This is a genomic window from Prochlorococcus marinus str. MIT 9302 (assembly GCF_000759975.1).
GTDB lineage: Bacteria > Cyanobacteriota > Cyanobacteriia > PCC-6307 > Cyanobiaceae > Prochlorococcus_A > Prochlorococcus_A marinus_M.
Window position 1 is genome coordinate 189,533 of sequence record NZ_JNAM01000005.1, and the last position, 14,328, is coordinate 203,860.

The 14,328-nt window shown below is 31.2% G+C and carries 16 protein-coding genes and 1 tRNA gene; 5 read left to right on the plus strand and 12 right to left on the minus strand.

What is annotated here, in order from left to right; all coding sequences use genetic code 11:
- Positions 1-61: 61 nt before the first annotated feature.
- Positions 62-391, plus strand: coding sequence for a nucleoside triphosphate pyrophosphohydrolase family protein (locus EU96_RS06565; protein ID WP_032526166.1), 330 nt, complete (start codon positions 62-64; stop codon positions 389-391).
- Positions 392-393: 2 nt separating this feature from the next.
- Here EU96_RS06565 and EU96_RS06560 read toward each other — a convergent pair whose 3' ends face one another.
- From EU96_RS06560 to ilvA, 3 genes are all read right to left on the minus strand, one after another.
- The gene (locus EU96_RS06560) at positions 394-672 is read right to left on the minus strand and encodes a YggT family protein (RefSeq protein ID WP_032526167.1); all 279 of its coding nucleotides are present in this window, start codon (positions 670-672) and stop codon (positions 394-396) included.
- A gap of 38 nt (positions 673-710) precedes the next feature.
- Positions 711-1,208, minus strand: a complete 498-nt coding sequence (gene scpB, locus EU96_RS0109040) for an SMC-Scp complex subunit ScpB (protein WP_032526168.1) — start codon at positions 1,206-1,208, stop codon at positions 711-713.
- A gap of 75 nt (positions 1,209-1,283) precedes the next feature.
- Positions 1,284-2,825, minus strand: coding sequence for a threonine ammonia-lyase, biosynthetic (gene ilvA / locus EU96_RS06555; RefSeq protein ID WP_032526170.1), 1,542 nt, complete (start codon positions 2,823-2,825; stop codon positions 1,284-1,286).
- 117 nt (positions 2,826-2,942) lie between these two features.
- On the opposite strand from ilvA, the gene dxs reads away from it, so the two are divergent.
- Complete coding sequence (gene dxs / locus EU96_RS06550; protein ID WP_032526171.1) at positions 2,943-4,832, plus strand: 1-deoxy-D-xylulose-5-phosphate synthase; 1,890 nt, start codon at positions 2,943-2,945, stop codon at positions 4,830-4,832.
- Positions 4,833-4,851: 19 nt separating this feature from the next.
- On the opposite strand, the gene psaK is transcribed toward dxs, so the two are convergent.
- From psaK to EU96_RS06510, 9 genes are all read right to left on the minus strand, one after another.
- Positions 4,852-5,112 carry a photosystem I reaction center subunit PsaK gene (gene psaK / locus EU96_RS06545; RefSeq protein ID WP_032526172.1) on the minus strand — a complete coding sequence of 87 codons (261 nt, stop codon included), beginning with the start codon at positions 5,110-5,112 and terminating at the stop codon, positions 4,852-4,854.
- Between the two features lie 66 nt (positions 5,113-5,178).
- Entirely contained in the window at positions 5,179-5,514 is a 336-nt protein-coding gene (locus EU96_RS0109045; RefSeq protein ID WP_032526173.1) for a DUF3593 domain-containing protein, read from the minus strand.
- A complete protein-coding gene (locus EU96_RS06540) occupies positions 5,507-5,809 on the minus strand; it encodes a DUF2499 domain-containing protein (RefSeq protein WP_032526175.1) in 303 nt (100 codons plus the stop codon). Before EU96_RS06540 ends, EU96_RS0109045 begins: the two co-directional genes overlap by 8 nt.
- A 4-nt stretch (positions 5,810-5,813) precedes the next feature.
- A complete protein-coding gene (locus EU96_RS06535) occupies positions 5,814-6,347 on the minus strand; it encodes a peroxiredoxin (protein ID WP_032526176.1) in 534 nt (177 codons plus the stop codon).
- Positions 6,348-6,352: 5 nt separating this feature from the next.
- Positions 6,353-6,589 (minus strand): 50S ribosomal protein L28, encoded by a 237-nt coding sequence (rpmB, locus tag EU96_RS06530; RefSeq protein WP_032526177.1) that lies wholly within the window; start codon positions 6,587-6,589, stop codon positions 6,353-6,355.
- A 39-nt stretch (positions 6,590-6,628) separates the two neighbouring features.
- Positions 6,629-8,533: a molecular chaperone HtpG gene (htpG, locus tag EU96_RS06525; protein WP_032526178.1), complete on the minus strand. Its 1,905-nt coding sequence runs from the start codon at positions 8,531-8,533 to the stop codon at positions 6,629-6,631.
- Positions 8,534-8,652: 119 nt separating this feature from the next.
- On the minus strand, positions 8,653-9,804 hold the full coding sequence (locus EU96_RS06520; protein WP_032526180.1) for an ATP phosphoribosyltransferase regulatory subunit: 1,152 nt from the start codon (positions 9,802-9,804) through the stop codon (positions 8,653-8,655).
- Positions 9,805-9,822: 18 nt separating this feature from the next.
- Positions 9,823-10,671, minus strand: a complete 849-nt coding sequence (locus EU96_RS06515) for an inositol monophosphatase family protein (RefSeq protein WP_032526182.1) — start codon at positions 10,669-10,671, stop codon at positions 9,823-9,825.
- Positions 10,672-10,676: 5 nt separating this feature from the next.
- Entirely contained in the window at positions 10,677-11,051 is a 375-nt protein-coding gene (locus tag EU96_RS06510) for a 2Fe-2S iron-sulfur cluster-binding protein (RefSeq protein ID WP_032526184.1), read from the minus strand.
- Between the two features lie 49 nt (positions 11,052-11,100).
- Here EU96_RS06510 and EU96_RS06505 point away from each other — a divergent pair.
- From EU96_RS06505 to EU96_RS06495, 3 genes are all read left to right on the plus strand, one after another.
- Positions 11,101-11,187, plus strand: a tRNA-Ser gene (locus EU96_RS06505).
- 214 nt (positions 11,188-11,401) lie between these two features.
- The gene (gene dnaK, locus EU96_RS06500; RefSeq protein ID WP_032526186.1) at positions 11,402-13,399 is read left to right on the plus strand and encodes a molecular chaperone DnaK; all 1,998 of its coding nucleotides are present in this window, start codon (positions 11,402-11,404) and stop codon (positions 13,397-13,399) included.
- On the plus strand, positions 13,350-14,309 hold the full coding sequence (locus EU96_RS06495) for a DnaJ C-terminal domain-containing protein (protein WP_032526187.1): 960 nt from the start codon (positions 13,350-13,352) through the stop codon (positions 14,307-14,309). Before dnaK ends, EU96_RS06495 begins: the two co-directional genes overlap by 50 nt.
- Positions 14,310-14,328 lie beyond the last annotated feature (19 nt).

Genomic DNA, 14,328 nt, shown 5'->3' on the forward strand with positions numbered 1-14,328 from the left:
ATATAAATAATATTGCTAGATATAAATAAATTTACCATACCCAAAGTTAGTTATTTAAGTCATGGATTTTAAAACTTATCAGAAAAAGGCAAGAGAAACAGCACAATACCCAAATTTAGGTTCAAATAATATTTATCCAACTCTCGGTTTAGTTGGCGAAGCTGGTGAGGTTGCAGAAAAAGTTAAAAAAGTAATTAGAGATAAAAATGGAATATTTGATAATGAATCAAAAATAGGTATAAAAAAAGAGTTAGGAGATGTTTTATGGTACATATCAAATCTTTGTACAGAATTAAATTTTAATTTGGAAGATGTTGCTTTACAAAACCTAGAAAAATTAAAATTAAGAGCAGCTAAAGGTAAGATAAAAGGGTCAGGTGATGATAGATAAATTCAGCTATAACTTAAGCTTGCATATTGGAGATTTGTAATTAAGTTTTGAATAACATTTAAAAGTAGAAAAGCTAGTAAAGATGAAATATCAAATCCACCTATTGGAGGGATAATACCTCTAAAAATGTTTAAATAAGGGTCTGTGATAGACGTTAATGCAGATAAGACACCATTACTCCAGTCAATCCCTGGAAACCATGTAAGTAAAATTCTTATGATTAATATGAAAGAATAAATTGATAATGTTTGGCCCAGAACTGCAAAAATCTCAGATAACATTAATATTTCCAAATTTACTTTATTCTAACATTTACTTATTATTGTTGCTTATTGGTCCGGCTTCCTATTTTTGAGAGATATTCATTACTCAAAGCAAAAGTTTGAAAAAACTTTTCGGATAATGATAACCAATATGATCTACCATCTTTTTGCTTCCGTTTAACAATGAACTTCTTTTCTAATAATTCTTTAATATGATCATAAGCTCCTGAGCCTCGAAGAATTATAAGATCTGATTGCAGGATCTTTTTTTTGATGGCAATAGTTGCCAAGGTCCTTAATTCTGATGTTTTCAACTCAGAAGGCAGTAAATCCTCTACAAAATCATTAAGATTAGATTTTAATTCGAGGCAAAAGCTATTATTCAACTCATTTAATGCAATTGCTGAGTTTGGACTAGAATATTTACTTTTTAGATCTTTAATTGCATCATTTATTGAATTGATATCAGAATTAGTAATTTCTGAAAGATCTTTTTTTGATATTGGTCTGCCTTTTAAATAAAGTACAGCCTCAATTCTGGTAACAAGATCTATATCAGATAGTTGCTTAGTAATTGGATCAGATTGATTAATTGTTATTACCGAAATATTCCCTAATTTACCTTATATTTATTCCGGTGCACCAAGGAATAATTTATATGTTTCGTTTTTAGTTTCATCCCAGTATTTGTATCCTAAAATTTTTACAAATTCGTTCCACTCATTAATTTCAGTTCTATCGATTAAAACTCCAATGACAATTTTTCCTACATCAGCACCGTAATTCCGATAGTGAAATACACTTATTGACCAATTAGATTTCATATTATTTAAGAAATTTATTAAAGCTCCAGGCCTTTCAGGAAATTCAAATCTGTATAATAACTCTACAAAATTCCTATTGTTCATTTCTTTAAAATCTTTTGGTAATCTTCCACCTACCATATGTCTAAGATGATTTTTAGATAATTCATCATCACTAATGTCAATGAATGGGTACCGCGAATTTCTAAATTCATCTAGAAGGTTTTTTTTATCAATTAATCCATATACTTGCACTCCTACAAATATCTGCGCACTTAAGGAATTAGACATTCTGTAGCTAAATTCAGTTAAATTTCTATTATTAAGCAACCTACAAAAATCAATTAAACTGCCAGCTTGCTCTGGAATTTGAACAGCCATCATTACCTCTTTACACTCTCCAAGTTCAGCTCTTTCTGCAACAAATCTAAGCCTTTCAAAGTTCATATTTGCACCACATGCTATTGCAACCATTTTTTTATCTAAATGGTTCGAAATCGCAATATCCTTTTTCATTCCTGCAATTGATAATGCACCTGCTGGTTCTAGTATCGATCTAGTATCTTCAAAAACATCTTTTATTGCAGCACATATTTCATCTGTGTTAACCCTAATCATTTTATCTATATATTTTCTTCCAATATCAAAAGTGTTATTACCAACTTTTTTAACTGCCACTCCATCTGCAAATTGCCCTATCGAAGATAATTCAACAATTTTTGATTCTTCCAAGGATTTAGACATAGCATCAGCATCTTCAGGCTCTACTCCAATTATTTTTACATCAGGCCATATTTTTTTAATATATAGAGATATTCCTGATATCAAACCACCACCTCCAACAGCTATATAAATGGCATATGGTCTTTCTTTTAATTGCTGTACAAGTTCAATAGCTATAGTTCCTTGCCCTGCGATTACATCTGGATCATCAAAAGGATGTATGAAACATAAATTTCTTTCTTGGCTTATCCTTATTGCCTCTTTATATGTTTCATCATAATTGTCTCCAAATAATATAACTTTTGCTTTTAAATTTTTAACTGCATTTATTTTTACTATAGGTGTCGTAATGGGCATTAATATAGTTGCTTGGCAATTTAACTTAAGAGCACTCAGTGCAACTCCTTGGGCATGATTACCAGCGCTAGATGTAATTACTCCCTGAGACAGCTCTAATTTACTGAGCTTACTCATTTTGTTATATGCACCTCTTATTTTGAATGAAAATACTTCTTGAAGATCTTCTCGTTTTAAGAAAACTTCATTTTTAAGTGTACTACTTAAATTATGAGCTTTTTCTAGTGGTGTTTTTTTTGCTACTTCATAAACATCAGCTTGAAGTATTTTTTCAAAATAATCATTCATATATATATTTTTAGCACTAATTTATTAATCTAAAAAAACATTATATGATCTATTTCAAAAAAAATACTCATTTTGCACCTCGGCGTTTTAAATTATATAGATAACTATTTTTATGTAATGCTTTTAAGTGAGTTAAGTCATCCTAATGAACTTCTTGGCTTAACTGTTTCACAATTAGAGGAAATTGCTTGTCAAATTAGAGAAAGACATCTTCAAGTGGTTTCTACTAGTGGGGGACACCTTGGTCCTGGATTAGGTGTAGTTGAATTGACATTGGCTTTATATCAAACTCTTGATCTTGATGTTGACAAGGTTGTTTGGGATGTTGGCCATCAAGGATATCCTCACAAATTAATAACAGGTCGTTTCAGTGAATTTGATTCTCTTAGACAACAGAATGGTGTAGCAGGTTATCTTAAAAGAAGTGAAAGTAAATTTGATCATTTTGGTGCAGGTCATGCCAGTACATCTATTTCTGCAGCATTAGGAATGGCAATAGCAAGAGAAAGAAAAGGTGAAAATTATAAATGTGTGGCAGTTATTGGAGATGGAGCATTAACTGGTGGTATGGCTTTAGAAGCTATAAATCATGCAGGACACCTACCAAATACACCTTTGGTTGTAGTACTAAATGATAATGATATGTCTATATCTCCTCCAGTTGGAGCTCTATCATCTTATTTAAATAAGGTTAGACTTAGTCCACCATTACAATTTTTGTCAGATAGTGTACAAGAAAGTGTAAAAAATATTCCGCTAATTGGTAAGGATATTCCAGAGGAATTAAAAAATATTAAAGGAAGCGTGAGACGATTAGCTGTACCTAAAGTTGGTGCTGTTTTTGAAGAACTTGGATTTACATATATGGGTCCTATTGATGGGCATGATATTGGAAATTTAATTAATACATTTAATGCTGCTCATAGACTTAAAAAACCTGTTCTTGTTCATGTTGTTACAACTAAAGGTAAAGGATACCCTTACGCAGAAGCTGATCAAGTTGGTTATCATGCGCAATCTGCATTTGATCTTACGACTGGTAAATCTATTCCATCAAATAAACCAAAGCCTGTTAGTTACAGTAAAATTTTTGGTCAAACCTTATTAAAAATATGTGAACAAGATAGTAAAGTAATTGGTATTACTGCAGCAATGGCTACTGGCACTGGATTAGATATATTGCAAAAAAATATCCCAGATCAATATGTCGATGTAGGAATAGCTGAGCAGCATGCAGTTACTCTTGCAGCAGGAATGGCGTGCGATGGTCTTAAACCAGTTGTAGCTATTTACAGCACTTTCCTTCAACGTGCTTTTGATCAACTAATTCATGATGTGGGGATACAAAATTTACCTGTATCATTTGTACTTGATAGAGCTGGGATTGTTGGAGCTGATGGTCCTACTCATCAAGGTCAGTACGATATTAGCTATATGAGATCTATACCTAATTTTGTGTTAATGGCGCCAAAAGATGAGTCTGAATTGCAGAGAATGTTAATAACATCAATTAACCATAAAGGACCTACTGCTCTAAGAATACCAAGAGGTTCTGGATTGGGCGTAGCTGTAATGGATGAGGGATGGGAACCAATTAATATAGGTGAAGCTGAAATAATAGAAGAGGGTAATGATATTCTAATTATTGCTTATGGTTCAATGGTCGCTTCAGCTATTGAAACAACAAAGATCTTAAAGGATATGAACATTAATGCATGTATTGTAAATGCAAGATTTGTAAAACCTCTCGATCAAAACCTTATTATTCCTTTAGCAAGTAAAATTCAAAAAGTAGTAACTATGGAAGAAGGGACTTTAATTGGTGGATTTGGTTCGGCTATCGTTGAATTATTTAACGATAATGAAGTAAATATTCCTGTATATAGGATTGGAATCCCTGATGTTTTAGTTGATCATGCATCACCTGATCAGAGTAAGGAAAAATTAGGCCTAATGCCTGATCAGATGGCAGATAAAATCATTGAGAAATTTAAATTAAATAATTAAAAATTTAATAAATAAATTTTTATAAAACACCACGAGATGCTAAACCAAGTATTGCTCCAATTCCAAATATGTGACCTAAGCAATTAGCACCAACAACTGACGCGTGACTTAAACCGCCATAAAATTTTGAATTAGGTATTTCAAAACCATCATTAGGTTTTTGAATATTTGCTCTTGCTATTGCATAAGCAATACCATTACATGTAATCATTATCATGGCGCATTTTGGAGACCAAGAAAATGTTGCTGGATCAGCAGCTGCAAATAATGTAGTAAGCATAAAAATTCGTTATTTTCATATATTCTCTAATACTTTTGCCTAAAAAACACAAAATTGTTAAAGGTCTTAAGAGTTGTTTACTTCTAAGTTGTTTAAAATCTTGATGAAACCAAATAATATAACAAAATCGCTTAAGGTTAAGAAAAACTCAGCTGAACCATGTAGATGGTCAACTTCAACAAGAGTTTTGTCGTAATAAGTCAATGATAGAATAGACAATATTATAGTTATAAATACAAAGAAAACTGTCAATGAAAATCCTGCTTTTACTAATCTATTGACAGATTTAATTTTGTATAAGTAATACAAAAAGATTGAATATGGAATAATTGAAGCAGCAAATAATACAGTATTGTCAAAAGTCGCTAATTTTTCTAAAGACTTTAAGAAGAAATTATTCATAAGTCGAAGATGTTCTATATATAACAATAGTTGCTATTGCTAATGTTGAGTTACCTATAAAAGTCAATATTCCTTGAAGCGTAACTAACCCGTACAAAGATTCTTGATTATCGTAAATGTGCCAAGTAATTGCACACATTGCACTTATCAAATTAGGAATCATAGCTAGGCTTAACCAGAAAAAAGTTTTATATTCTTCAAAATTACTTAATTTTTTAATTATAAATATTGCATAAATCCATTCAATTACTGATGAGATATGTATTAACCAAGTTCCAAATGATAATTCGTGCAAAATTTTATATTTTTTTCTTTAATACGTTAAGTACTTCCTTAGCATGATTTATAGGCAATACACTTATCCATCTATAAGAAATTTTTCCATCTGGAGAAATCAAGAAAGTATTTCTATCTGAGAATGGAGGAATCCATGAACCATATTTATCACTAATAATTCCGCCAGGATCTGATAATAAAGTATAATTTATGGATTTTTCGCTGCAGAAAGTTTTATGAGAATCTTGATTGTCAGCACTAATGCCAACTATTTCTGCATTATATCTAGAAAAATCCTTTTTTAATTCCGAAAAACCTTTAGCTTCAAGAGTGCAACCTGCTGTAAAATCCTTTGGATAAAAATAAATAATAAGCCACTTACCTTTAAAATCACTTAATTCCCAAATTGTTTTTGTTTTTATATTTTTATTAAAACCTTCTAGATGAAAGTTTGGAGCTGAGTCACTAACTTCAGGAGCAAAATCAAAAGCTAATGCTGAATTACAATTAATTAAAAGAAAAAACGATATTAATATACTTACAACAAAATTTATCATCAAATCTAGAAATTTTTCAAATCAACCCCATTTGATTTAGCAAATTTATCTAAACCTACTTTTTGTATAGATTTTAGCGCTTTGGTACTAACTTTTATATTTACCCATTTTTTTCCTTCTTCCCACCAAAGTCTTCTTTTTTGAAGATTAACTTGTTGTAATTTTTTTGTACGAATATGTGAGTGGCTTACTGCCATCCCGTTATTAGCTCTTGCACCAGTAAGTTCGCAAACTCTTGACATATCTTTTGAGTTGTATCTTAAGAAATTTTAACACACGACTTATGTTGTTGAATTAAGTAATTCTGAAATTAATTCAGCATTATTATTTTGTAAATTAATTATCTGTTCTTGATCTAATCCACCAACGGATAATTTAGCCATATCATAAACATGATTAGCGATTTTAGATGCCAATGGATTTTCATCAGGATCTTTTTTATCAACAATTATTTTATTTCCTGTAATTTTATTGAGGCCAATAATAAGTGGATGTTCTTTATTAATTAAAAGAACATGATATTCAGGTAAGCCAGGCATCTTTTGTTCCATGTAAGCACCCATATCATTAATTCTTCTCATTTGTTCTGGAAGCAAGATCATTGCAGGGGGAGCACCTTTGCTTGATAGTGACTGAACTTTAACTGTTACTTTTTCATTGTTAAGTGCCTTAACTATTGTATCTCTAAGATTTTCTTTATTTGATTTACCATCCTTATCAACAATTTCTTTTGATTCCTTTTCATCAAGTTCATTGATTTCTGAATCAACTCTTTGGAATTGATAATCTTCGTTTTTACTTTCTAACCATGGGAGAAATTGTGCATCAATTAAGGGATCTGATTTGATAACTTCTTTGTTATCAGATAAACAGATATTTAATGAACTTGACTGAGAAATTAAATCTGAACAATAAATAATTTTCTTAGAGTCATTTATCTTATTTCGTTCTTTGTAATTTGCGAGAGTTGTGAAATACTTATCATTGGATTTTATAAGAGATTTATTTTCAATATCCTTAGTTACGTCTTTATCCGGATTGATTATTGTTTCGAAAATTATACTGTTATGTACTAAATCAGAAAATTTTTCATCTTCGATAGCACCAATTTTAATAAAAGCAGAAATAGAATCCCAAATTTCTGCATAAAATTCTGGAGAATTTTTTATTAAATCCTTCAGTTTATTAGCGATTTTTTTTGAAATAAATGAAGATATAGATCTTACTTTTCTATCAGTTTGTAATGCGCTTCTACTAACATTTAGCGGTATATCTGTAGAGTCAATTACTCCTCTTAGAGGTAAAAGGTATTTTGGTACTATCTCTTTAATCGAATCACTTACAAATACTTGATTACAAAATAGTTTAATTTCTCCCTTTTCCCAGTCAGCTCGACCAGACAACTTAGGAAAATACAATATCCCTTGTATGTCATATGGATAATCTGTATTTAGATGAATCCATAAGAGTGGATCTCCCTGAAAAGGATAAAGGTATTTATACAACTCAATATAATCTTCATCTTTTAATTCACTAGGTTGTTTTCTCCATGGAGGATTTTTCTTATTAATTGTCTCACCATCTAATAAAACATCTATTGGCATGAAATCACAATATTTTTTTATTAATGATTTAATCCTTTCAGGCTCTATAAACTCTTTTTCTTCATCAAGTAGGTGAAGTATCACATCTGTACCAATTGTCTCTCTTTCTGACTCATCTAACGTGAAATTTGGCGATCCATCACAAGACCACTTGAATGCTTTTGATTCTCCAATTGCTGATTTAGTTAATATATCAACTCTATCTGCCACCATGAAACTTGAATAAAAACCAAGTCCAAAATGGCCTATAAATTCATCATTATCTTTTTTGTATTTTGTTAGGAATTCTTCTGCGCTAGAGAATGCTACTTGGTTTATGTACTTCTTAATTTCTTCATCATTCATTCCAATTCCATTATCAGAAATTGTTAGGGTATTATTCTCACGGTCAATAGATATTTTTACTTGAGCTTTTTCAGTATTTTCGCAGTCGCCTGCCATAGATGCCATTCTTCGTTTACTTATTGCGTCAACACTATTACTAACAAGTTCTCTTAAAAAGATTTCATGGTCAGAATATACTGCCTTCTTGATAATTGGGAAAATATTTTCGGTATTAATACGAATTTCGCCTTTTTCCATTTAAAAAAAAATCAATCATTATAAATCCTATTTCCTAAAAACTAGTTAATCAAGTTTAATTAGGAGTATTGTCCGAACAATATATAAATTTAAAAACCTAAATAAATTTTGAAATAGTTTTATATAACCCACAAAATCTCACTACAATTGTTTTCTTTCATTATTTGATTGGCTTTAGCTAGGTCATCACATGGATTTAAATGTAAGACAGCAATATTTCCTCTTTTCTGTTGTTCTTTTTGTTCATTCATACCTTTTTCTAACAAATAAGAATCTTTAAACATTAATAAAATCTTTTTTTTATCTGTCTTTTCTTCCCTAATTAAATTTCGTAAGATGTCTATTGAAATTGTAAATCCAATGCCATTTAAGATTTTCTCATTAGGACTAAAGGATCTTACCAATTCATCATATCTTCCGCCTTTTGCCACAACGCTTTTATTTTTACCATCATCCCCTATAAGTTGAAAAACTATTCCTTCATATAAATTCAAGTGAGGTTGAAACGTGGGATCAAGTTGTAATTTAACACCATATTTATTTGATATTTTTGATAATATTTCAAATAAAAAATTTAAGTCATCTAATGTTTTACTAGTGCCATATTTAGCTTTCAATTTTTTTAATATTGTAATTGGTTCTCCTCTTGTGAATAAGATATCTTTAAGAATAAATTTATCATCTTCATCAATCCGTAAATTAGATAATTTATCTTGATCAAAGTTAACCAGACTTTTCTTAATTTCTTCTAAATTATTATTCTTATATTTATTTAAGATTAAATCCATTATTTTTGTGGTGCTTACTAGTAGAAATAAATTACAACTATCCTTCAAATTAATATTATCGATTGCATCAAACAAAATATTAATAACTTCAATTTCTGGGTATTTTGTATCATATCCAATTAATTCGATTCCACTCTGTAGTTTTTCTTGTAATTTAAAAGAATTTTTATTATTTAATTTCTTATCAAAGACCATTCCATTGGTAAATAATCTTATAGGTCTGTTCTTATTTATTAATCTAGTAGATGACAATTTAACAATAGATGTTGTCATTTCTGGCCTAAGACATAATGAATTATTACTTACTATTCCCACAACCTGATTTTCTTCAATAACTCCACGGCCTTTTATCGTCTCTAAAGTATTTATAAATGACGGTGAAACCTCTTCATAGCCCCATAGTTTATAAATATTATTTAGATTATTTATAATATTAGAGTTATTTTTTACATCGACTAATTTAATTTCTTTTATATCTGTCATTTTAATATTTAACGAATTTTAGGTATAGAGATTTTTTTTAAATGGAGAAACCTTATCTAGTTCATTTTTTAATTCATTTTCAACGCTGGGAGAACAAGCTAAAATTCTTCCAGAATTTAAATTAAATTTACCTGATGGATAATCTGAAATAATTCCACCAGCCTCTTTTACAATGATAGCACCGGCCGCTAGGTCCCATACCTCCAATCCTCTTTCCCAGTATCCATCGACCTTACCTGAAGCAACAAATGCTAAATCTACAGCTGCTGCTCCTCCTCTTCTGACACCTCTAGTTTTATGTGTTAGATAACAAAATTCAGCATAATTATTATCCTCTGTCTCAAATCTGTCATAAGAGAAACCAGTTACAAGTAGACTATCAGAAAGCTTAGAAGGACTCGATACTTTAAGTTCAATATCATTACAGAATGATCCTAAACCGATACAGGCTGAATATAATTCATTTAAATAAGGTACTGATATAGCACCTAAAATTGGGTTGTTTTTATATATAAGACCAATAGAAGTTCCAAAAAAAGGATATCCATGAGAATAATTTGTTGTACCGTCTAATGGGTCTATACACCATGTTAAATTAGAGGATTTATTTAACTTACCCGATTCCTCTGCATTGATAGATATGTTTGGGGTCTTTTCTAATAAATATTCTTTTATTTTATTTTCAACTTCCAAATCTACATTGGTTACTAGATCACCTTTCCTACCCTTTGATGATATTTTCTGAATTTTATTGTAATTAATTTTTAGAATTTCATTACCAATTTGAGCTGAGTTCTTGGCTATTTCATACAAACTGGATATATTTACTTGATTTGCGAGTTTCTCTATTTCACTTAATTCAAACATGATAATTAATCTTCCTCAAATTCCCAAGGTGGCGCTACTCTTGTATTTCCCCTCCCAAAATATTGTCCAAATTGTAATTCGTAAACTTCATCTTCATATGTAGTTTCAACCTCAAGATTTGAAGTTGCTTTAGCGACACAAAGTAGAGCATACCCTTTATCTTTTAAGGCTTGAGAAACACCCATGGCTTCAGGTTGTTGCAACGTACCAGAAATTATTTTAACTGCACAACTTGTACAGCAACCATTTCTACATGAAAATGCAAGTTTGAAACCTTTCTTTTCAAATTCCTTAAGGATGTACTCATCACTATTAACCTGTTCTTGGTAGAACTTTCCGGTTGCCTTATTTTTAATCGTGACTGTGAAAGTCTTTTTCAAATAACTTTCCTCAAAAATGGGATGATCAAGGGTTAAAATGGTTATCTTGGGAGAGGTGGCCGAGTGGTTGAAGGCGCAGCACTGGAAATGCTGTATAGGGGCAACTTTATCGAGGGTTCGAATCCCTCTCTCTCCGTATTATATTAGTTGATTTAGGTTGATAACATCAACAATTTTGTCTGTAGAATATATTTTAAAATAGAAAGCAGTTAGTTTGATAGGTTATAAATAATCTTACTTTATTTAAAATAAGTTGAAAAAATTTGATTTTTACTATTATATGTAAATATCTAAGATAAAAATTAATTAAATTATTAGTAAATTTTGCTTTTATTTAGCGATCTAAAATCATGGGGCAAATAGTTGGAATAGATTTAGGTACTACTAACTCTGTTGTAGGAGTTATAGAAGCTGGTCGTCCAATTGTTATTGCAAATTCTGAAGGTTCTAGAACTACACCATCAATAGTTGGTTTTACAAAAGACAGAGAAATAGTAATAGGTGACCAAGCAAGAAGACAACTTGTATTAAATCCAAAGAATACCTTTTATAACTTAAAAAGATTTATTGGTAGCGACTGGGACGAACTAGATGAAACAAGTATTTCTGTTCCCTACAATGTCAAAGCAAATAATACTGGAAGTGTTAGGGTTCTTAGTCCTAATACAAAAAGAGAGTATGCTCCTGAAGAGTTAGTGAGCTCATTAATTAGAAAGTTAATTAATGATGCTGAAACATATCTTGGAGATACTGTTGACTCTGCTGTTATTACTGTCCCTGCATATTTTAATGAATCTCAAAGGCAGGCTACTAAGGATTCTGCAATATTAGCTGGTATAAAAGTTGATAGAATCCTAAATGAACCTACAGCAGCTGCTCTAGCTTATGGTTTTGAAAAAAGTTCCTCTAATAATGTTTTAGTTTTTGATTTAGGGGGTGGAACTTTTGATGTCTCATTATTAAAAATTTCTAATGGTGTATTTGATGTTAAAGCTACTTGTGGAGATACTCAACTAGGAGGAAACAATTTTGACTCAAAAATAGTAGATTGGCTTGCTGAAAAATTTCTTGCTAAACATGATATTGATTTAAGAAGGGATAGACAAGCATTGCAGAGATTAACTGAAGCTTCTGAAAAAGCTAAATGTGAATTATCAGGATTGTTAAAAACAAAAATATCATTACCTTTTATCACCACAAGTAAAGAGGGTCCATTACACATTGAAGAGACCATAGATAGAAAAATATTTGAATCATTATCTCAAGATCTATTAGACAGATTATTAGAACCTGTGCAAATTGCCTTAGATGACTCTGGATGGATCGCAGAAGATATAGATGAGGTAGTTCTTGTCGGTGGTAGCACTAGAATCCCAATGGTTCAACAATTAGTCAAGACTCTAGTGCCTAATGATCCATGTCAATCTGTTAATCCAGATGAAGTAGTTGCAATTGGCGCTGCAATACAATCCGGAATAATTAGTGGCGATTTGCAAGATTTACTGCTAAACGACGTTACACCTCTATCTTTAGGTTTAGAAACTATTGGAGGTCTTATGAAGGTACTAATACCTCGTAATACACCAATACCAGTAAGACAATCTGATGTTTTTAGTACATCTGAAGCTAATCAATCTTCAGTAGTTGTTCAAGTACGACAGGGAGAAAGGCCTTTAGCCTCTGAAAATAAATCACTTGGTAAATTTAGGTTGTCAGGAATACCACCAGCACCAAGAGGAATACCACAAGTTCAAGTAGCATTTGATATTGATGCTAATGGTCTTCTAGAAGTAAGTGCGACTGATAGAACAACTGGTCGAAAGCAAATAGTTTCAATTTCTGGAGGTTCTAATTTAAATGAACAAGAAATAAATTCGATAATTGAAGAAGCTAAAGCAAAAGCTAATGAAGATAGGAAGAGAAGATCTGTGATTGATAGAAAAAACAGCGCTTTAACTCTTATTGCGCAAGCTGAGAGAAGACTTAGGGATGCTTCATTAGAATTTGGCCCTTATGGGGCCGAAAGGCAACAACGAGCTGTTGAATTAGCCATTCAAGATGTTGAAGAGTATATAGATGACAATGATCCTCAAGAATTAGAAATTTCAGTAAGTGCTCTACAAGAAGCATTATTCGGCTTAAACAGAAAATTTGCGGCAGAAAAGAAAACTGATAATAATCCCTTACAGGGCATTAAAAATACATTTGGATCATTAAAGGATGAACTCTTTTCAGATGATTATTGGGATGATGATCCTTGGGATAATCAAATGAATAGAAATTATAGAAATTCGAGGTATGGTAATTCTAGGGACGATGATCCATGGGACAATGACTACTTCCTCTAAAAAAGATTATTTGTCGATTTTGGGTTTATCCCCTGATTTCGATGATAAAGAACTTAAAAAGGCCTTTCGAAGAGAAGCAAGAAAATGGCATCCAGATTTAAATAAAAATGATCTTAATGCAGAAGAAAGATTTAAATTAATTAATGAAGCATACGAATATCTACGTGATCCTAATATAAGGAAAAATAGTTCGGATGAAAATATCCAGGATGATTACGAAAATAATAATTTCAAGACAGGATTTCCTGATTTTCAAGATTATCTTGATTCATTATTTGGATATGAATACTCACCAAAGAATGACGAGGAATATGACAATGAACCATTTGATGATGAATCGATAAATACAAATAATGATGAATTTAATAATTATGAATACCCTACAACCTCTCCAGAAGAACCGCCTCCAGTTAAACTCCATCAAGATATTGAAACAGTTATTGAATTAACTCCTGATGAGGCATTAAATGGAGCTTCAATTTTAATAGAACTTGAAGATGAAACCGTAGTAGAAGTTGACACACCTCCTTTCGCTGGAGATGGATGGCGATTAAGACTTGAAAATATTGCAAGAGGAGGTAAAGATCATTATCTACAGTTAAAAGTTCAAACGGAAAGTGGTCTAAGAATTGATGGTTTAAGAGTTCTTTATAAATTAGAGTTATTTCCTCATGATGCTCTTCTTGGTTGTGCAGTAGAGGTTCCTACTCTTGATGGAAATGTCACACTTCAAGTTCCACCAAAATCATCTACGGGAAGAATGTTACGTTTGAAAGGTAGGGGTTTAACTTTCGAAGATAATGTAGGTGATCAATATGTTGAAATCTTGGTAGTGATACCAGCTGATATTAATGATGAAGAAATTGCTTTATATACAAGATTACAAGAACTATCACTTTCTGATTCTTAATCAAATACTATAATAAATA